The organism is Polaribacter sp. M10 (assembly GCF_054968445.1).
On the sequence record NZ_JBSSBG010000002.1, the window covers coordinates 229,046 to 249,476 of the forward strand.

The 20,431-nt window shown below is 30.7% G+C and carries 13 protein-coding genes; 6 read left to right on the forward strand and 7 right to left on the reverse strand.

All coding sequences use genetic code 11. The features are described from left to right. Positions 1-141 precede the first annotated feature (141 nt). From ACWYN7_RS03795 to ACWYN7_RS03805, 3 genes are all read left to right on the forward strand, one after another. On the forward strand, positions 142-2,295 hold the full coding sequence (locus ACWYN7_RS03795; protein ID WP_462858519.1) for a T9SS type A sorting domain-containing protein: 2,154 nt from the start codon (positions 142-144) through the stop codon (positions 2,293-2,295). Between the two features lie 27 nt (positions 2,296-2,322). Then, positions 2,323-3,492, forward strand: a complete 1,170-nt coding sequence (locus ACWYN7_RS03800) for a carboxypeptidase-like regulatory domain-containing protein (protein ID WP_462858520.1) — start codon at positions 2,323-2,325, stop codon at positions 3,490-3,492. Positions 3,493-3,599: 107 nt separating this feature from the next. Then, the gene (locus ACWYN7_RS03805; RefSeq protein ID WP_462858521.1) at positions 3,600-3,725 is read left to right on the forward strand and encodes a hypothetical protein; all 126 of its coding nucleotides are present in this window, start codon (positions 3,600-3,602) and stop codon (positions 3,723-3,725) included. A 206-nt stretch (positions 3,726-3,931) separates the two neighbouring features. Here ACWYN7_RS03805 and ACWYN7_RS03810 read toward each other — a convergent pair whose 3' ends face one another. The 6 genes from ACWYN7_RS03810 to ACWYN7_RS03835 all read right to left on the reverse strand — a co-directional run bounded on the left by ACWYN7_RS03810 (position 3,932) and on the right by ACWYN7_RS03835 (position 11,210). Next, positions 3,932-4,732: an alpha/beta hydrolase gene (locus ACWYN7_RS03810; protein WP_462858522.1), complete on the reverse strand. Its 801-nt coding sequence runs from the start codon at positions 4,730-4,732 to the stop codon at positions 3,932-3,934. A 7-nt stretch (positions 4,733-4,739) separates the two neighbouring features. Then, the gene (locus ACWYN7_RS03815) at positions 4,740-7,244 is read right to left on the reverse strand and encodes a glycoside hydrolase family 2 TIM barrel-domain containing protein (RefSeq protein WP_462858523.1); all 2,505 of its coding nucleotides are present in this window, start codon (positions 7,242-7,244) and stop codon (positions 4,740-4,742) included. 122 nt (positions 7,245-7,366) lie between these two features. Next, positions 7,367-8,482: a Zn-dependent alcohol dehydrogenase gene (locus ACWYN7_RS03820; RefSeq protein WP_462858524.1), complete on the reverse strand. Its 1,116-nt coding sequence runs from the start codon at positions 8,480-8,482 to the stop codon at positions 7,367-7,369. Between the two features lie 8 nt (positions 8,483-8,490). Then, positions 8,491-9,732: an NAD(P)/FAD-dependent oxidoreductase gene (locus ACWYN7_RS03825; protein WP_462858525.1), complete on the reverse strand. Its 1,242-nt coding sequence runs from the start codon at positions 9,730-9,732 to the stop codon at positions 8,491-8,493. Positions 9,733-9,741: 9 nt separating this feature from the next. Next, positions 9,742-10,050, reverse strand: coding sequence for a 2Fe-2S iron-sulfur cluster-binding protein (locus ACWYN7_RS03830; protein WP_459486273.1), 309 nt, complete (start codon positions 10,048-10,050; stop codon positions 9,742-9,744). Between the two features lie 5 nt (positions 10,051-10,055). Continuing rightward, positions 10,056-11,210 (reverse strand): cytochrome P450, encoded by a 1,155-nt coding sequence (locus tag ACWYN7_RS03835; protein ID WP_462858526.1) that lies wholly within the window; start codon positions 11,208-11,210, stop codon positions 10,056-10,058. Between the two features lie 141 nt (positions 11,211-11,351). Between ACWYN7_RS03835 and ACWYN7_RS03840 the strand changes: the two genes are divergently transcribed. Next, positions 11,352-12,191 carry an AraC family transcriptional regulator gene (locus ACWYN7_RS03840; protein ID WP_462858527.1) on the forward strand — a complete coding sequence of 280 codons (840 nt, stop codon included), beginning with the start codon at positions 11,352-11,354 and terminating at the stop codon, positions 12,189-12,191. Positions 12,192-12,194: 3 nt separating this feature from the next. Here ACWYN7_RS03840 and ACWYN7_RS03845 read toward each other — a convergent pair whose 3' ends face one another. Beyond that, positions 12,195-16,436 (reverse strand): hybrid sensor histidine kinase/response regulator transcription factor, encoded by a 4,242-nt coding sequence (locus ACWYN7_RS03845; protein ID WP_462858528.1) that lies wholly within the window; start codon positions 16,434-16,436, stop codon positions 12,195-12,197. A gap of 465 nt (positions 16,437-16,901) precedes the next feature. Between ACWYN7_RS03845 and ACWYN7_RS03850 the strand changes: the two genes are divergently transcribed. Both ACWYN7_RS03850 and ACWYN7_RS03855 read left to right on the forward strand, forming a co-directional pair. Beyond that, positions 16,902-18,464: an alpha-L-fucosidase gene (locus tag ACWYN7_RS03850; protein WP_462858529.1), complete on the forward strand. Its 1,563-nt coding sequence runs from the start codon at positions 16,902-16,904 to the stop codon at positions 18,462-18,464. A 63-nt stretch (positions 18,465-18,527) separates the two neighbouring features. Continuing rightward, positions 18,528-20,375: a sulfatase-like hydrolase/transferase gene (locus ACWYN7_RS03855; protein ID WP_462858530.1), complete on the forward strand. Its 1,848-nt coding sequence runs from the start codon at positions 18,528-18,530 to the stop codon at positions 20,373-20,375. Positions 20,376-20,431: the final 56 nt, after the last annotated feature.

The following is a 20,431-nucleotide window of genomic DNA, read 5'->3' on the forward strand; positions in this document are numbered from 1 at the left end:
CAAACTGAACATTTGTTTCCATAAACTAACCACAAAGTAAGCATATTTACATCAATGTTAATTTCAGGCTAAATTAAAGGTTTTAAAATGTTACCTTTTTTATAAAAAAAGCTGTTAAAAAGATAAACATCAAAATAAAAGATGATTCTAAAAAAAGTAAAGAAAATTTCTGTAATCTTAATTTTGTTATCATCAAGCTTAATGTTTGGTAAAACAATTTATGTTGCTACAAATGGAAGCGATGCAAATAATGGAACTATAAATAGCCCTTATAGAACTTTAAGCAAAGCAATTTCTGTTTTAACTGCTGGAGATGTTTGTATAATTAGAGGAGGTGTTTACGAAGAACCTTTTGTGATTTCTAAGAATGGAAACAGTAACAATTACATCACCATAAAAGCTATGGATGGCGAAAAAGTTGATATTAGAGCCACAAAAAAAATAAATAACTGGCAATTGTATCAGAATGATATTTATAAAACTACTGTAAATATGAATATTGAAAGTAGGTTTAGAGCTGTGTATCATAATGAAGAATTCATGGATTTAGCACGTTGGCCTAATAATGTTGATAATAATAGATGGACAGTAGATTGCCATCCAGTTACTGGTGGTGGTTCTGGAAATTATATTACAGCTTCTGGCATACCAAATATTAATTGGGCAAATGGAGGATTAATGTATTATTTAGGGGCGCATTCTGGTACAAGTTGGACAAGACCTGTTACTTCTAGTACAACCTCTAGAATAAATCATCAACAAGTAGATTTAAACAAATGGCCTTTTAACACGCACAATGCAGAAACCTGGAGAAATTATGCAGGTAATGAAAGAGGGCAATTCTACTTATTTAACAAACTAGAAGCTTTAGATTATTTTAGAGAGTGGTATTATAATGCAGCTACAAGCACACTTTATTTAAAAACCAGTAATGGCGCAAAACCAACTGATAATTCTGTAGAGTATGCAGCAGCTAAATTTGTGGCAGAAATTAAAGGAGATTATATAAAATTAGAAGGATTAGATTTTTTTGGAGGAAGTGTAAAAATTCATAACAACGCAGATAATAACATCATTTTAAACTGTAAAATAATTCATGGTAGTGAAGGTTATGATGAATTAACGAACAGTTCTGCACAAGTAGGTGAAGCCGCTCTAGAAATTCTTGGAGCTAATACAATTGTAAAAGGAAATACAATAGATCATTCTTCTGTAAGCGGAATAACAGTTGTGAATTGGTCTGGTGCACACAATTGTGTTATAGAACAAAATACAATTTCTAATACCGATTATGTAGGTATTCATGCATCTCCAATTCGTTCTTCGGCAAATAATTTAAAAGTATTAAAAAACACAATTTATAATACTGGTAGAGATGGTATGTATGTAGCTGGTAACAATTGCGAAATTGCTTATAACGATGTTTCTGCATCGCAAAAAATAAATAGCGATTCTGGTGTATTTTATACAGTTGGTAACAGCAGTTTTAAAAATAATGAAATTCACCATAATTGGTTTCATGATGCAACTGCACCTAGTTACTCTCATAGCCAAAACGACCCTGCTAAAGCAGCAGGAATTTATTTAGATAATGATAGTAAAGGTTATGTTGTGCATCATAATGTGGTTTGGAATGTTTCTTGGAGTGCCTACCAAGTAAACTGGAACAACATAAACTTAAATTTTTATCACAACACCATTTGGAATGCAGAGAGAGCCATGGATTCTTGGGTAAATGGGTACAGCCAGTCTAACAATAAGATTTACAATAATTACTCAAACGTTTCAGAATGGTTTTCAGGAAATGGTTCTAATGAGTTTGATATAAAAGACAATGTAATTACAACTGCTGCAACATTGCAAGATCCAAACAATCAGAATTTTATGCCAATAGCTAATGCTGCTGTTGTAGATAAAGGAAGAATTATTTCTGGTTTTACAAAACCATATAAAAATACTGCACCAGATATTGGTGCTTATGAGTTTGGTGGTACTGCTTGGACAGCTGGTATTAATGCTATAGAAGATTCTGGAGAACCATTGTCTGTTGATGATTTTTTTCTTGATAATAAGTTGATGATATACCCAAATCCAACATCAACAACCTTAAATCTAAAATTTACTACTGATTTAAATGGTTTAGTAGATGTTAAGATTTATTCGGTTTTAGGCAAACAAGTTTTATCTAAAAAAAACCTAAAATCTATAGATGTTTCTAGCTTACAATCTGGAACCTATTTTATTAATATTAAAAATTCAAACAAAGTGTTTAATACTGTATTTGTAAAAAATTAGTATTTAAAACCTAAATTTATTTAAAACATGAAACAACTAAAAACGTTTACCTTTTTACTTTTTATTTTTTTAGGATTTAGTAATAACCAAATCCAAGCACAAGAAAAAATAGTTGTAAAAGGTATTGTAATCGATGAATTTGATAACCCTATACCATTTGCTGCCATAACTTTAGTTGGCAAAACAAAAGGTACATCAAGTACAGAAGATGGTGGTTTTTCTATTTTTCTTACAACTGCAGAATTAGAAGACACCTTATCATTTTCGTCTTTAGGTTTTACACCTACAATGATAAAAGTAAAAGATTATTTGGCACAAAAAGAGCAGAAAATTGTATTAAAAGAAAGTGTTATGGAAATGGATGAGATTACAATCTTACCACCAAAACACTATGTTTTATCAGCCATAAAAAAGTTAAAAGAAAACACTTTAAGTACGCCTCATAAATTAGAAATATTATTTAGAAGAGCAGCCACAGAAGAAGGTAAATCTAAATTTTTTGTAGAAAATTATGTAGCAGTTAGAGATCGAGGTCCTGCGTATTCTACAGGGCAAATTCAGGTGTTACATACCAGAAAATCTGCAGATTATAGATACTGGAAACGAGAACAATGGAGGCATCCAATTGTTGGTATGCACGAGGTAAATCCTTTAAGGCCAATTGCTTCTCAACACAGCAGAAATTTAAAAAAGTTTAAATGGGTTGTAGATGGAGATACTTCTTATGATGGTGAAGAAGTATTAATTTTAAAAGGAAGTAATCCTAAAAATGATTGGGAAAAAATAATCTTATACATTGGTATGGAAAGCTATAAAGTTTATCGAATAGAAAGAGGTAAATCTTTATACATCTATAAAAAACATCAAAATGGAAAATTGGTAATCAGTTATTATAAAAATGATTGGAGCTTTCCTAAGTGGAATATTCCTAAAGAAATGTTAGGTACGCCTGCAGAAACTTTAAGGTATCAATTAGAAGCTTTTGTGTATGATGTACAAACTGATAAGAAAAAGATAAAAGTTAGTGCTTATGGAATAGATAAAGATATGGGGAATTTAGAAATACCTTACGATCCTGTTTTCTGGAAAAATTTAAGTATGCCACCAGACACCAAATTTTATAAAAAAATAAAATCAGGTTTAGAAAGTAATTTCGGAGTGCCTTTAGAAACACAATATAAATTGGTAAATAAGTAATGATTAATTTTAGTATGAAGAAGTAGGTTTTAATTCTTTTAAAATTAAAGATTATTTGGCGCTAGCAGAAAAGAAAATTGTTTTAAAAGAAACTGTTTTCGAAATGGATGAGATTACCATTGTTGTGCCAAAAACCTAAGGCTTTTGTTTATAAAGTAGAAACGGATAAGAAAAAAATAAAAGTAAATGCTTTTGGTGGTGGCACAGATATGGGCTCTTTAGATTTACCTTAAAATGCAGATTTTTGGAAAAACCTAAGTATGCCACCAGATACCAAATTTTTTAAACAAATTAAGAGTGAGTTGGAAGGTAACTTTGGTGTGCCTTTAGAAGTACAATATAATTTAGCAAATCAATAAAAACCAAAAATTTGTTGATAGTTTGGGTTCGGTTTTCATTTTAAAATCGAACCCTTTTTGTTTTTTAGTAAGTTGTTGTTTTAACTATTTTGATTAAAAAAAATCAATGTTTTTTCTAGATGTTTAATCCAATAAGGCCATTCGTGTCCACCATCAAATTCTTCGTAAATATGATTGATTGCAGTCTCTTTTAACTGTTGATGTAATAACCTGTTGGGTCCAATAAGTTCATCAGTTTTACCACAATCAAAACGAAAAGGTGGAATTTTTGATTTGTTTTCTTTTAAAATATCAATCACATCAGGAAACTTTGCTTCTTTTTGATAGGCTTGCAAAGGTTCTTCTACAAACAGTGCCATTTGTTCTAATTTTGTTATAGAACTATGCCCAGAAATGGCTTTAAATTTCTCTGGAAATCTACCACCTAAAGCTAAAGCTCCATAACCTCCCATAGATAAACCACCAATGCAAGTTGATGTTGAATTTTTTGCTTCAGGAATGTTTTCTTTTACAGCAGTAATTACATCATTTACAATCCATTTGTCAAATTTTTTTTGATGATGAGCAAAGTATGCAGAACCATCACCCCAAAGACCATCAGAAGGCATTGCAATAATGGCTGGTTTTATGGTTTTATTTTCTATTAATTTTGCTGCAGTTTTATGAGCACCACCTTTCATTGCCCAAATCCAAGCACTGCCATAAACGCCATGCAAAAGGATGTAAATTGGTAGATTATCGACGTTCTCATCCACTTGTGGTACGAATAAACAAATATCTCCTCTACCTTTTAAATTTGCAGTTTTAACGGTTAAAAAGCGTAAGTTTTGCGATTCGAAAATAGAATCTGAAAGTTCGATAGTTCTAAAACTTGATGCCATAATTTTCTTATTCTACAATTAATGATGAATTTACTTGCTGCAATTGATCCGATTTTACATCCATAGAAATAATCCCTTTTTTGTTCGATTTTACAAAAATAGCAGCTTGGCCATTAAAGAATTTTCGAATGGGTTTAGAAAGGTTTTGCATATTGGTTGGGTCTCCATTACCTGCAGCTAAAAATGTAGCTGCACCATTTACCAAAATGTTCATGTTTTTATTATAGTTTACACATAAGTTGCCATTTTTATCTAAAACAGAAACGATATACACCCCAACTTCACCATTTTTAATACTCGATAATTCTGGTTTTATTTCTATTTGATGAGGTGCAGAAGCAGTAACTCTTTTTACCTCAGCAACAGGCTTTCCTTTTTTATTATAAGCTACAATTTTTGCTTCTCCTGGTTCATAAATAACATCATCCCAAACAATGGCATAGGCTTTAAATAAATCCCAATTTCCACCACCAGAAGCAGGTTTGGCTATTGAGTTATTTTCGTAACTGTGTTTTTTTATGGGTTTTTTAGTTTGTATGCCATAACTTTTTCCGTTGATAAAAAGTTCAGCTTTATCAAAAGAAGTATAACAAACCACAGGAATTTCTTTGCCTTTCATTGTGTCTGGTAAACTCCAATGAGGAAAGAAATGCAATACATCTTTATCCTTTTTCCATTGGGTTTGGTATAAGTAGAATTTATCTTTTTCTAAACCAATAAAATCTACAGGTGCAAAATAAGAACTTCTCGATTTTGCATCATGATATGGAGAAGGTTCACCTAAATAATCATAACCAGTCCAAACGAATTCTCCATAAACAGAAGTGTTTTTTTCTAAAGCCGCAAACTCTTTGTATGCAGGATATCCCCAAGGAACATTGGTAGTTTCGTAATTACCTGGATAACCATCTTTGTACACTTTTGTGTTTAAAGAATTCCCTCTTTTGTTGTGTAAGGTATCAAAAACAACAGGGAATTTATAGCTATTTCTAACACTTACAGCACCACCAGTTTCGCTGGCATAAAACTTTAAATTTGGGTATTCTTTTCTTATTTGATGATAAATTCCTGGTTTATAATTAAACCCAGCAACGTCTACTGTGTGTGCCATTTTACTTCTTAATGCACCTACAGAAGAATTAAAACCAGCAGTTGTTGCACGAGTGGTATCTAAAGATTTTACAATTTTGTTTAAATAGCCAGTAATATCTTTTGGATCTTTTCTGTATTGTTCTAAAATTTCGTTACCAATACTCCACATAATAATGGATGGATGATTACGATCTCTTACAATCATATCTGATAAATCTTTTTTAGACCATTTGTCAAAATGCAAAGCATAACCATTCATAACCTTACCAATTTGCCATTCATCAAAAGCTTCATCTATGGCTAAAATTCCCATTTCATCACAAATATCTAAGGCTTCTGGAGCAGGTGGATTATGAGAAAAACGAATGGCATTTACACCCATTTCTTTCATTTTTTTCATCTGACGAATAAATAATTCTTTGTGAAAAGCAGCACCAACAGGACCTAAATCATGATGCATATTTACACCTTGAAACTTTACTTTGTTATCATTTAAATAAAAACCATCAACCTCAAAACGAACTTTTCGAATCCCGAAAGTGGTGTTATAGGTGTTTATAATTTTGTCATCTTTTAAAATACTAGTTTTTAGCTTGTATAAATTTGGCGATTGAATATCCCAAAGTTTTGGTTTTTTTACCTCTAAATCTGCTGTGATTTTAGTGTTTTGGTGCAGTGTAATTTCTTTTGATTTTTTTGCAACAATTTTTCCATCCGAAGAAATTATTTCATTTACCATGGTGTAATTTCCAGAACCTAAAACTTCTAGATCTACATGTACTTTTGCAAATTTCTTTTCAATGATAGGTGTTGTTACAAAAGTTCCCCAAGTTTTAACGTGGGTTTTATTGGTTTTAATAACAGAAACTTTTCTGTACAAACCAGCTCCTGGATACCAGCGAGATTGACTATTAAAATTTTCTAATCGAACTGCGATTGAATTGTCTCCTGCTTTTAAATATTTGGTGATATCAAAATAAAAAGAAATATATCCAAAAGGTCTTTCGCCTACATAATTTCCATTTACATATACTTTTGCATTGCACATGGCACCATCAAAAAGCAACTGAACTTTTTCTGCTAAATCAGCTTTAGAAACTGAGTAGTTTGTTCTGTACCAACCAATACCCACATAAGGTAAAGCTCCAGATCTACCAGTTCTGTATCTAGGTTGTGTTTCTCCATCTTGTATTACCATGGTTAACTGAACATCGTGCGCAAAATCAAAATCTTGCTTTACGGCCCAATCATGAGGTACAGTTACTTTATCCCAATTAGAATCATCGAAATTTTCTTGAAAAGCAGCACCATAATCGTAATTACTGAACTTCCAGTTTTTTAAAAGTTCTACTTCTTGAGCAGTAAAAAAGTGATAGCAGCAGCAAAAAGTAAAAAGTAAAATGGATGTTTTTATTTTCATAATAGAATGGTAATTTTTTTAGTTTTTATCTTCTAATTTATAAGTTCTTATGTAATCTATGTATGCAGTTCTGTCTTCTTTTGATGCACTTGCTACTTTGACTTTTCATATTTAGATTATTTTTAATCAAAAACAATTACACCTTTTGCATTTCTACCAGCCAACATATCATCAAAAGCTTGTTGTAAATCTTCTATAGGATAGGTTTTGGTAATCATTTCATCTAATAGCAAATCACCTTTATCGTATAAATCTACCAATTTTGGAAAATCGATTTGCGGTCTGCATTTACCATACAATGGATTGATATAAATTTTATCCCATTCAAACAAATTCATGTCTATAGAAATGGTTTCTTCAATTCCACTTACTTGAACAGCTGTACCTGCATTTCTAATCATGGCTAATGGTGCAGCACCTAAAGCAGGAATTGCTGTACACTCAAAAGCAAAATCTGCTCCTCTGCCATTTGTCATTTTTTTTACTTCTTCTGATGCGATCATTAAACCAACATCATCTTTATTTGCTAAAATGGTATGTGTTGCTCCAAATTGTTTGGCCATTTCTAAACGTTCAGGATTAATATCAATAGCAATTATTTTTGATGCTCCAGATATTTTTGCACCCTGAATTACATTTAATCCTACACCACCAGTTCCAAGAATTACAGCAGAACTACCTGCTGTTACTTTTGCGGTATTTACAGCAGAACCATAACCTGTTATTACACCACAACTAATTATACTTGCAGATGGCATTGGCATTTCTGATTCTAATTTTACACAAGCAGATGCTTTAACTAGTGCATATTCTGCAATGGTACCAATATTAAAAGAACGTTCTATAGGTTCGTTTTTCCATTTCGATCCTTCTAAATGTGCGTGGCCAGGTGTGTAACCATTTCCGCCAGCAGTTACAGGAGAATTGTTTTCGCAAATATGTTGGTTTCCTTCTTGGCATTGAAAGCATTTCATACATGGAGTTGCCCAGTTTAAAATAACTTTATCACCCACATTAAAATCGGTAACATTGGTACCAATTTGTGCTATAATTCCTGCACCTTCATGCCCTAAAATAATGGCTTTACCCCAAGTTAAAGAGTCGTGGTCTGTATGGCATAAACCTGCAGCTTTTATTTTTACAATAATTTCGTCTTCTTTTGGGTTTGCAATTGTTATGGTGTCTATGATAAACTTTCCATCTCCTGTTGCAATGGCAGATTTTGATTGTAAACTCATTCTATTTTTTATAAAAAACTGTTGGGTTTCATTGGTATGGAAACATCAACTAGTTTCGATTTATTAATTTTTTGTTTTCCTTTTATAAAACGTGTTCCTAACACGTAAGCTTTAGCATTATTAATGGCGTCTACTGCTAATAATTCATCATTTTTAAAATACCAAATAGAAAAACAGGTGTTTTCTGTTTCCTCTTTTCTTAATAGTACTTCATTATAACCATTTGATAAACCTACCATTTGCAATTTAACATCATATTGATCTGACCAAAACCAAGGAATTGAATCATAAATAATGCTTTTACCACAAATTGATGCAGCAGCAATTTTACTTTGATCTACGGCATTTTGTACAGATTCTAAACGAATATATTTATTATAATTAGGGTTGTAATGTAAAGTACAATCGCCAATTGCATAGATGTTTGCATCGTTTGTTTGTGTAAATTCGTTTACTTTAATTCCGTTTTCTATGGTTAAATCAGCTTTTTGCGCTAACTCCGTATTTATACGAATACCAACACCAACAATTACAAGATCTGCTTTAAAATCAGTGTTATCATCACAAAAAACTGTGTTATAATTGCCTTCATTTTTTATAGAAATTACATTTTTATGTGTACGAAGATTTACCTCGTTTTCTTGATGTAAATCCATAAAATATTCAGACAATAAAGGTGCTGTTACTCTTTCTAAAACTCTAGATTCTCTTTCTAAAACGGTTACAGAAGCTCCTATTTTTTTTAATGAAGCTGCTGTTTCTAAACCAATATAACCACCACCAATAATTACTACTCTTTTTTCTGTGGATGTTTCTAAAGCATTTTTAATATTTATAGCATCTGCAGCAGTTCGCATTGCAAATAAATTGTGCGCTTCATTAATTCCTCTAATATTTGGAATTAAAGGACTTGCACCAGTTGCAATAACTAATTTATCATATTTTTGATTAGCTTCATTTTCGATAGAAATGCTTTTTAAATCTCTATTGATATTGGTAACTTTTTTACCCAATTGTAAAGTGATGTTTTCTTTTTGGTAAGCTTCAATTGGCTTTAAAAGATTGCTATTTAAATCGCCATTAATAATATAAGACTTAGATAAAGGAGGTCTGTGATAAGGTGTGTTTTTATCGATATCAAACAAAATAATTTCTCCTTGCCAACCTTCTTTTCTTAAATTAAAAGCAAAGTTTACACCTGCGTGGCTAGCACCAATTACTACACAAATTTTATTTGCAGTTTCTAACATCAACAAAAATTATTTAGCCACTTTTAAAACAATACCATCTAATTCTTCGCTAACTTGTAATTGACAAGAAAGACGACTGTATTCGTTTGTTAAATCATCGAATTCTAACATGTCGTTTTCCATTTCGTTAGGAGCACCAGTTTTATTAAAATCTTCTGGAGCTACGTGAACGTGGCAAGTTGCGCAAGAGCAAACGCCTCCACAATCGCCATCAATTCCTTTAATGTTATTGTTTACTGCTAATTCCATTACAGAACCAGAAGTTGCTTCTAGAGTTACTGTTTCACTGTCGGAAGTTATAAATGTAATTTTTGCCATTTTTGTTATTTTTTAAATTGTACTTTTAGTGAATCGAAACCCACTTTTCTTTTAAACTTGCCTAAATCTTCTATGTTTTCTTTTGCTGCTACTATTTTTATTTCGGTTACTTTTTCTGATAAAGTAGCAAGTAATATTCTTAAAATTTGACGCGCATGTGTAGCTCCTAAACAGTTATGTGTACCAAAACCAAAGCTTATATGCGGATTTACTTTTCTGTCTAAAACAACCTCGTTCGGATTTTCGAAAACACTTTCGTCTCTGTTTGCAGATGCCCAGTTTAAGGCAATTCTGCTATCTGCTTTTACTGCGTGTTCGCAAACTTGAGTGTCTTTGGTGGCAACTCTACCCATCTGTGTAAGAGGCGTAAAATAACGCACCAATTCTTCAACAGCATTATTAATCATTGCTGGATTTTCTTTTAATGCTTTTAACGAATTAGGATGTTCTGAAAAGTACGCAATAGAGTTGGTAACAGCATTAATTACAGTATCTCTACCTCCTGCAAAGGTTAAAATGATAACTCCTTTTACTTCTTCTTTTGTAAGTTTTCTACCATCAATTTCAGAATTTAAAAGCACAGAATATAAACTATCACTTGGGTTTGCTATAGCATCGTCTATTTTAGCATCTATATAATTGTATAAAATATTGGCTTTGTTTGCATCTAAAGCAGAATCGTCGCTTCTAAAAACATGTGTGCCCCAAGAAATCCATAAATCAGCTTCAGCATATGGTATGTTTAATAATAAAGTTAAAGCTCTTGATTGTAGAGGTAAAGAAAAATCGCCCACAACTTCTATTGTGTCTTTATTTAAAACTTCATCTACAATACTTTCTATTTGTGCCGTTAATTTATTTTTATAATCTTCTTGCAAAGGTCTTTTAAACCAATCTTCTAAAAGGTTTCTGTAAGATTTATGTTCTGGCGGATCTACCTCAAAAGGAATTTGTCTGGTATCTCTAATATTTACTTCGGATGGAATTACAATTCTACCAGGTTTTGCACCCGATTGAAAAGTTTGCCACTGATGTGCACATTTACGAACATTTTTATGTCCTAAAATTACCATTGCAGGGTCGTTTTGATCGTTTATAGAATCGTACCCTTTTTCTTCTCTTTCTTTTTTAAAAGGATCTGGAAATTCACTTATTTTCATAATCTTCTTGAAATGTGTTAATAAGAACCTTGCAAATATTCATTGTTTTGTTTGTTATAATATGTTCTTTTTTTGCAATTATGTGTACTATTCTGTTTTGTTAATGTGGTTTTTGTTATTTTAGTTGTTAAAATAAAGTATATGGATCCTAAGTTTGAAAAAGTTCCTTTGGGAGAAAAGAAGTCGATTTTGGCTTTTCGGTTTTCTTCGAAAAATTTTGAAGCACCTTGGCATTTTCATCCACAGCACGAATTAACGTTAATCGAAAAAAGTAATGGTACTAAATTTATTGGCGATTATGTAGGGCCTTTTCAAAAAGGAGAATTGGTTTTGCTGCGTTCTAATTTGCCTCATTGTTGGAAAAATGATACCAATTCTAGTGATACATCTGCTTCTGTAGTTATTCAATGGAATAAAGGAATCTTTGCAAGAGTTTATGAGCTAGAGAGGGTTTTTAAAATGCTTAAAGATGCGTCTAAAGGAATTATTTTTGAAAAACAAGATGTAGCTAAAATTGCATCAGAAGTAAAAAAAACATTGCTATTAGAAGATACTGAGTTGTATTTGCAGCTGCAAAGTATTTTGGTAAAATTATCAGAATTGCCTTATGAGCAGCTTTCGAGCAGAAGTTTTATAGACGATTTACCCAATGAATATACATCGCGAATGCGAAAAATTCACGATTTTATTGATCAAAATTATCAAAAGAAAATTTATTTAAAAGATTTGGCAGATTTGGTAAGTATGTCTGAGCAATCTTTTTCTCGATTTTTTAGTAAAATTATGGGGAAACCTTTTTTCGCTTTTTTAAACGAATATCGAATTCATACAGCCAACAAAATGCTGATAGACACAGATTGGTCTGTTAGAGAAATTTGTTTTGCTTGTGGTTATGAATCTTATGCTTTTTTTTATAAGCAATTCCATAAATTTAATAAGACAACTCCTTCTAAGTATAGAAAGAGTCATCGTATTAAATAAAAATTATTTTTTGTTCTTCTGTTTTACATATTGACTTGGTATAACTCCAAATTGCTTTTTAAAACATTTTGCAAAATAAGAAGCTGTGTTAAAACCTGTCATGTACATAATTTCTTTTACAGATAAATCGCTCTGTTCAAAAAGTTGAACGGCTCTTTTTAATCGGATACTTCTAATAAACTCACTAGAAGAAAGCCCTGTAATTTCTTTAAATTTAGTGTAAAGATTTGTTCTACTATATCCCATTTCTTTAATAAGCATTTCTACATTAAAGTCGGTATTAGTCATGTGTTTTTCTACAACTTCCATAGCTTGTTGTAAAAACCTTTCATCCATAGAAGTTACAGTAACTTCTTTAGGTTGTAGGGTTATTTCTAAGTTAAATTTATTTCTTAAATCTTCTCTAAATTTAAGAATGTTGTTTAGTTTTAATTCTAAAATTTCTACATCAAAAGGTTTTCTGATGTACGCATCTGCACCAGTTTTTAAGCCTTCAATTTCATTTTCTTTAGAAAGCTTTGCAGTAAGTAATATTATTGGAATATGACTGGTTTCTTTTTTAGATTTTATTTGATTACATAATTCAATACCATCCATTATTGGCATCATAATATCAGAAATAATAATTTTTGGTACTATTTCTTGTGCTAATTCTAAACCTTCTTTTCCGTTTGCAGCAGTATAAATTTTATAGGTGTTTTTAAGCGCTATTTTAATAAAAGATCTAATGTCTTCGTTATCATCTACAACCAATAAAGTTGGTAAATCAGATTCAGATGCTTTATTTAATTTTTCATCAACAATTTCATCATTTATACTAATGGCTAATGAGTCTGATTCTGAAGAACGTACATAAAAATCACTTTCTGTAATATCTTTAATGGTAATTTCTGGTATGTTTAGATAGGCTTTCTTTTCGATAGGTAATCTTACAATAAAGTTAGTACCTGTACCAACACTACTAATTACTTTAATTTCTCCTTGGTGTAATTCTACAATGTCTTTAACAAAAGCTAATCCAATTCCCATACCTCTGGCATCTTTCTTTTCTTTATTTTTTTCAGAGAAAAAGCGTTCGAAAATATTTTCTACTTTAGATTCGTCCATACCTTTACCAGTATCTTTTACTTGTATGTATACAAATTTTGAAACTTTGGTAGGATTTGTAAAATTTGTATTTGTTTCGTTATTTCTAGAAATATGAATTTTTATTGCACCATGATCTGGAGTAAATTTAAATGCGTTTGATAACAGGTTATTGATAACTTTTTCTAAAACTTCATGATCGAACCAAGTTTCTAAGGTTGTTTCTGTGGCATCAATGGTAAAATCAATAATGTTTTTTTGCGCTAAAAACTGAAAAGGTTCGCTTACTTCTTTTATAAATTGAAAAATGTTACTTTTTCTCATTACCAATCTCATTTTACCTTGATTTAGTTTTCTAAAATCTAATAATTGAGAGATTAATCTTAGCAAGTAATCTGCGTTTTTCTGCATTAATTTGTATTGTTCTACAATTACTGGTTTTTCTAAGGTGTCTCCTTGTTTTTGAAGGTAATTTAATGGTCCTTTAATTAAGGTTAAAGGAGTTGTAAACTCATGTGTAATATTTGTAAAAAACTCTAGTTTTATACGCTGTAATTCTTCGTTTTTTTCTTTGGCAACATGTTCTAATTCTAAACTGTGTTTTTTTGATGTTCTTATAATTGTAAATCTTCTGAACAGAACTAAAAACCCAATAAATAATAAGAAATAGATAAAGAAAGCTAGTTTTGTTAACCAAAAAGGCGGATCTATTTTTATATCTAATTCAAAAGGAGTAGAGTCCCAAAGTTTATCGTTATTAGAAGCTTTTACCAATAATTTATAATCGCCAGAAGCCAAGTTGGTGTAAGTTGCGTTTCTTTTTTTAGAGTCTGTATAAATCCAATCTTTATCAAACCCTTCTAACATATACGCGAATTCGTTTTTTTCTGGAGCAGCAAAATGCAGTGCAGCAAATTCGAAATAAAGGTTGTTTTCGTAATGAAATAAATTAAGTTCTGATTGATTAGAAATTGAATTTTTTAACAGCACTCTACCATTTACATTTTCGCCAATATTTATAGGTTTGTTTGCTATTGATAGATTGGTTACAATAGTTTCTGGTTCGTAAGAGTTGTTGTTAACTTCAGAAGGTTTAAAAATATTAAAACCGTTTACACCCCCAAAAACCAATTTGCCATTTTTAAGTTTTGTTCTTGCAAGTTCTTGGAATTCATCATCTTGTAAACCATCATTAACATCGTAATTCATAAAGGTTTCTTTTTCTGGATTAAATCTAGAAAGTCCTTTATTGGTAGAAATCCAAAGGTTATTTTGTTCGTCTTCTAAAATACCTTTTACTACATTATTGGGTAAACCATCTTCTTTTCTATAGGTTTTAAATTTGGCGCTATTACCATTGGTAGCTGGTATGTATTTGCTTAATCCACCACCAAAAGTACCAATCCATAAATCACCTTTTTTAGATTCGAAAAGTTCTAGAATATAGTTATAACTGATGCTTGTAGAATCGTTTGGATTGTTTTTAAATATTTTAAATTTAGGTTTTTCTTTTTGCGCTTCTTCTTTAGATAATAAGCACAAACCATTACCAGTTGCAAACCAAAGATTTCCGTTTTTATCTTCTAGAATATTTCTAATAATATCACTAGAAATACTAAGAGAATCTTTAATGTTGTATTTAATAAAATCGCTGGTGTAGGTTTCATTTTCTTTATTAAAAAGTATTCTTGTAATACCATTATTGTAAGATCCTATCCAGATGTTTTTATTGCTGTCTGATAAAATAGAAAAAGTTCTTGCATTGTTTTTTTTGAATGCAGGAAAATTGATTTCTTTGATGTTTTTAGGATTGGTAATATCTAATTCTGATAATTTAGAATTCGAAGAACTACCAACTAAAAGTATTTTTTTATTTCCTTTTTTTATTTCTTCAATAGCAAAGGTGTTTTTAATGTTTGGGTACTTAACAAAATTAAAGTTGTTGTTTTCTCTATCTTCTTTTGTAAGCATATTTAAACTACCACCTTCTGTACCTATCCATAAATAACCATTACTATCTTCGAACACAGAACGTACTTTGTCGTAACTTAAACTTTTTGGGTTTGTGGTGTTTTTTATATGTTTAAAAGGTTTTCTTTGAGCATCGTATTTATTAATACCACCTCCATTTGTACCAACCCATAAAATATTGGTTTTGTCTTTAAATAAAGAGGTAATTATATTTTTGCTAATTCCGTTTTTCTTATCAGCATCATAACTAATTATTCTTTTAAAAACAGGTTTTGAGCCGTTTTTTAAAATATCAAATTCTACTAAACCATTGGCTGTACCACCCCAAATCTTGTTTTCGAAAACAATAATTTCATTTAAAGAATACAGGTAATCTGTTTTCCAAATAACCTCTAGACTCTTGTTATTGTTTAAGCTTAAAGAGTATAAACCATTACTAGAACCAATAATTAAATTGTTATTGTATTCTTTAATACTATGCACAAATTGTACATCTACATTTTGTTTTTCTAGATATAAATCGTTGTTGGTTTCGTCTTCTATTAATTTAAATAAACCCAAAGCAGTACCTATCCAAATGGTATTATTACTGTCTTCGAAAATAGAATTGATAACATAAACGCTTTTATTTTTAAACGGAAAGCCTTTAATTTTTATATGATTAAATTTAATTGATGCTATAGGCTTATCAATATTTATCATATCTAATCCATTAGAAGTACCAATCCATAATCTGTTTTTAGAATCTTTAAACGTATTTGTTATGGTATTACTTATAATGCTGGTAGAATCATTTAGGTTGTGTGTAAAATGAGTAAAATCTTCAGTAGCTCTGTTAAAGTAATTAAGTCCACTTCCAGAAGTACCTATCCATAAATTGCCTTTATTATCACCATCAATAGTAAAAATTAAATTACTGTTGATGCTTTTTTTGTCTTGTTGATTGTAATTGTAAACGGTAAAATTATAACCATCAAATTTATTTAAACCATCATGCGTACCAAACCACATAAAACCTTGGTTGTCTTGGTAAATGGCATTTACATCATTTTGAGACAAACCATTTTTTGTAGTAATTTGCTCAAAATAAATATCTTCTTGTGCATGTAATTTAGCACCTAAAAAAGACGCAGTTAAGAATATAAATAAAGAGGTAACAAAATAATTTTTCTTAAAAAAAACAGACATATAATTAATAAGTTATTCTAATGGTTTATTAAAAAAATAGGAATCTTATAAAGATAAGAGAATACAAAACTAATGAAAAACAACTTATATTTTAGTTGGATTTTATAAAATATAAATCGCTTTTTTATTCTAAATTTAAGATATCACTTTTAAATGAGTTAATAGCCATTTATTCTACATTTTGTCCATTTATTATATCATTTAGATTATATATCGCCTCAAACAATCTGTATTTTTAAGAAGTTTACACTCTATAAACTAAAATTATAATAAAGCTAGGCTTAATTTAGATAGTTTATATTTAAAAAGTAAGATAAATAGAAAATAACCTCGATTGTTAAAGTTTGTTTTTTTAAGGAAGATAACGTTTTGATACATGTTTTTATGATGATAAAACATTTCTTTATAGCTTTAAAAATCGATGAAAAAAGATAAAATTTTAAAAAAATAACTAACACTATAAATATGAAGTTGAATAGCTTAGGTAAAATTATAATTGCTCTTGCAGTTTTTCAATGTGTTTTACAATCAGAAACTAAGGCTCAAAAAAAGAAATTTAAAGCGAATTGGGAATCTTTAGCAAAAGTAAATGAAGAGCCAGATTGGTTTCAAGATGCTAAATTTGGTATATATGCGCATTGGGGTCCAGTTTCTAACGCATTTGTAGGTGGAGACCCAGATGTATGGTATGCAGGTTGGCATGGAATGAAAATGTACACAGATGGTAAAGTTGTGCCTACAAAAAATGGAAAGCCGTCTAATAATTACAAGCATCACTTAAAAAAATATGGAGATCCAAAAGAGAAAGGCTATATAGAAATTATCGAAGAATTTAAACCAACTGGGTTTAATGCCAAAGAATGGGCTAGATTGTTTAAACTTTCTGGAGCAAAATTTGCAGGACCAGTAGCTATGCATCATGATAATTTTGCAATGTGGGACGCAAAATCAACGCGTTGGAATTCTATGAATTATGGAGGTATAGACCCATCAGCAGCATTAAAAAAAGAAATTGAAGCTAATGGAATGAAATTTATGGGTTCTTTCCATCATGCATTTACTTGGCAATATTTTGCACCAGCACATGCTCATGGTAACATCAACCCAAAAGATTACGATTTATATACAAGTCCTCATGAGTTAGATTCAGAAACTCCAGATGCTCGTTTTTACAAAGAATGGTGGGCAAAATTAAAAGAATTTATAGATGTGTATCAACCAGATTTAATTTGGTTTGATTGGTGGTTAGAAAATATGACAGAAGAATCACGCACTAAATTTTTGGCATATTATTATAACAAAGGAAAAGAATGGGGTAAAGAAGTTGCAGTAGCGTATAAAGAAGCTACTTTTCCGAGTTCTACTGCTATTAAGGATTATGAAAGAGGTCGTCCTAATCAACCAAAAGAAGAAGTTTGGTTAACAGATACTTCTCCTGGACAATGGTTTTACAGACCAGGTGCAAAATTTAAAACACCAAACGAATTAATAGATATTTTAATCGATATTGTTTCAAAAAACGGTTGTATGTTGTTAAATGTTCCTCCAAATCCTGATGGTTCAATTCCAGAAGATATGGCGTATTTGTTAGAAGAAATGGGAGCTTGGTTGGCTGTAAATGGAGAGAGTATTTATGGTACACGTCCTTGGGCTATTTTTGGTGAAGGTTCAACGCGTTTGCCAGAAGGAGGCCATAAAGTAGAGAAATTAAAAATTGAATATAAAAACACAGATATTCGTTATGTAAAAAAAGGAGACAAAATTCTTTTTGCTACAGTTATGGATAAACCAGGTGAAGAAACTATTTTAAAAACCTTAAGTACAGACATTGGAGCATTAAATTCTAAAATCGAAAAAATAGAATTATTAGGAAGTAAAGAAAAAATAGAATGGGTTAGAGATACAAGAGGTTTAGTGATTAAAACACCAAAATCACTTCCAACGCAATATGCTCATAGTTATAAAATTACTTTAGAAGGTTATAAAGAGAATAACATTGGTGGTGCAGTAGATGCACATGTAGATTAAAACTTAACAAAATCTTACTTTTTAAAGTAAGATTTTTTCTTTACAAAAGAAAAAAAAGAACTAATGAAATTAAAATGGATCGTGTTTGCCTTTTTGGTACAATTAAGTTTTGTTACTAAAATTGAAGCTCAAAATAATAGAAAACCAAATATTGTATGGATCGTTTCTGAAGACAATTCTAAACACTATTTAAAACTCTATGATAAAACAGGAGCAGCAACTCCTAATATCGAAAAATTAGCAGAAACAGGAGTGGTTTTTAATCATGCTTTTTCTAATACACCAGTTTGTAGCGCAGCAAGATCTACTCTAATTGCGTCTTCTTATGGCCCAAGATTAGGTACTCATTATCACAGAAAAATAAAACAAGTTCCAATTCCAGAAGGCCAACAAATGTTTCCTGCTTATTTAAGAGAAGCGGGTTATTATACTACAAACAACTCAAAAGAAGATTACAATATTATTAAAGCAGATGATGTTTGGGACGATTCGTCAAAAAATGCAACCTGGAAAAACCGTAAAAAAGGACAACCATTTTTCCACGTTTTTAATACTTCAGTTACGCACGAATATAATTTACATTTTTCTAAAGAAGATGTAAAAAAAGGAACCAAAACAAACCAATCTAAAATGTTTGTACAGCCTAATCATCCACAAACAGATTTGTTTAGGTATACAGTTGCAAGATACCATGACAGAATAAAAACTATGGACGCCATCTTGGGTAAAGTTATCAATGAACTAGAAGAAGCTGGTTTGTTAGAAGACACCTTTATTTTTTATTATGGAGATCATGGAGGTGTTTTACCTGGCAGCAAAGGATATATTAATGAAATGGGTGTGCACGTACCATTAGTAGTACATATTCCAGAAAAATTCAAACATCTAACGTCATTAAAAAGGGGCACAAGAAACGATGCTTTTGTAAGTTTTGTTGATTTTGGAGCAACAGTATTAAACCTTGCAGGCATAAAAATACCAAAAGGAATGGATGGTAAACCTTTTTTAGGAAATAATGTTACCCAAAAAGACTTAAAAAAGAGAGATGAAACCTTTAGCTACACAAATCGTATGGACGAAAAATACGATATGGTTAGAGCACTTAGAAAAGGTAAATTTAAATATACCAGAAATTATGAGCCGTTTAATTTTGATGCTCTAATGAACAATTATCGTTACAAACAATTGGGCTATCAACAATGGATTAAATTCTACAAAGAAGGAAAATTGAATAAAGCACAATCGAAATTCTTTGAACCTAAACAGCCAGAAGAATTGTATAATGTAGAAGAAGATCCTTATGAATTAAACAATTTAGCAAATCTACCTGAGTATAAAAACATAGTAAAAAGTTTAAGAAATAACTTAAACAAACGTATGTGTGGTTTACCAGATTTATCTTTTTATCCCGAGTTTTATTTAATTAATAATGCGTTCCAAAATCCGGTTGCATTTGGGCAAACGCATAAAAAAGACATTAAAAAATACATTAAAACTGCAAATTTAATGTTGCTTCCTTTTAAAGAGGCAAAATCAAAAATCATTAAAAGTTTAAATTCTAATGATCCATGGGTTCGTTATTGGGCGTTAATTTCGTCTAGCGCTTTTGGTAATGAGGCTAAAGAATTGACGGCAATTATTAAGACAATTTCTAAAAACGATTCAGAATTGGTAAATAGGGTAAGAGCAGCAGAATTTTTAGGATTGATAAAAGCCGAAAATCCACAAGAAGTTATGCTTAATTCACTTTATGCGTCTAATGATGGTGTAGAGGCTTTGTTAATTTTAAACTCAATTGTGTTGATGAAAGATGGCAAACATCAGTATAAATTTACACTCGATAAATCTAAAATAAAAGCCAAGGTTTTAGAAGAACCTCAAGTATTAAGAAGGTTAGAATATTTAAAATAATTTAGGATGATTTTTTTTGATAAAGTTTATTTTACATTAAAAGATATGATTAGGTA

Excerpts from the sequence above, each read along its gene's own strand:
- ACWYN7_RS03795 (WP_462858519.1), top strand. The coding sequence starts at position 142 with ATGATTCTAAAAAAAGTAAAGAAAATTTCTGTAATCTTAATTTTGTTA.
- ACWYN7_RS03800 (WP_462858520.1), top strand. The coding sequence starts at position 2,323 with ATGAAACAACTAAAAACGTTTACCTTTTTACTTTTTATTTTTTTAGGA.
- ACWYN7_RS03805 (WP_462858521.1), top strand. The coding sequence starts at position 3,600 with ATGAGATTACCATTGTTGTGCCAAAAACCTAAGGCTTTTGTTTATAAA.
- ACWYN7_RS03810 (WP_462858522.1), bottom strand. The coding sequence starts at position 4,732 with ATGGCATCAAGTTTTAGAACTATCGAACTTTCAGATTCTATTTTCGAA.
- ACWYN7_RS03815 (WP_462858523.1), bottom strand. The coding sequence starts at position 7,244 with ATGAAAATAAAAACATCCATTTTACTTTTTACTTTTTGCTGCTGCTAT.
- ACWYN7_RS03820 (WP_462858524.1), bottom strand. The coding sequence starts at position 8,482 with ATGAGTTTACAATCAAAATCTGCCATTGCAACAGGAGATGGAAAGTTT.
- ACWYN7_RS03825 (WP_462858525.1), bottom strand. The coding sequence starts at position 9,732 with ATGTTAGAAACTGCAAATAAAATTTGTGTAGTAATTGGTGCTAGCCAC.
- ACWYN7_RS03830 (WP_459486273.1), bottom strand. The coding sequence starts at position 10,050 with ATGGCAAAAATTACATTTATAACTTCCGACAGTGAAACAGTAACTCTA.
- ACWYN7_RS03835 (WP_462858526.1), bottom strand. The coding sequence starts at position 11,210 with ATGAAAATAAGTGAATTTCCAGATCCTTTTAAAAAAGAAAGAGAAGAA.
- ACWYN7_RS03840 (WP_462858527.1), top strand. The coding sequence starts at position 11,352 with ATGGATCCTAAGTTTGAAAAAGTTCCTTTGGGAGAAAAGAAGTCGATT.
- ACWYN7_RS03845 (WP_462858528.1), bottom strand. The coding sequence starts at position 16,436 with ATGTCTGTTTTTTTTAAGAAAAATTATTTTGTTACCTCTTTATTTATA.
- ACWYN7_RS03850 (WP_462858529.1), top strand. The coding sequence starts at position 16,902 with ATGAAGTTGAATAGCTTAGGTAAAATTATAATTGCTCTTGCAGTTTTT.
- ACWYN7_RS03855 (WP_462858530.1), top strand. The coding sequence starts at position 18,528 with ATGAAATTAAAATGGATCGTGTTTGCCTTTTTGGTACAATTAAGTTTT.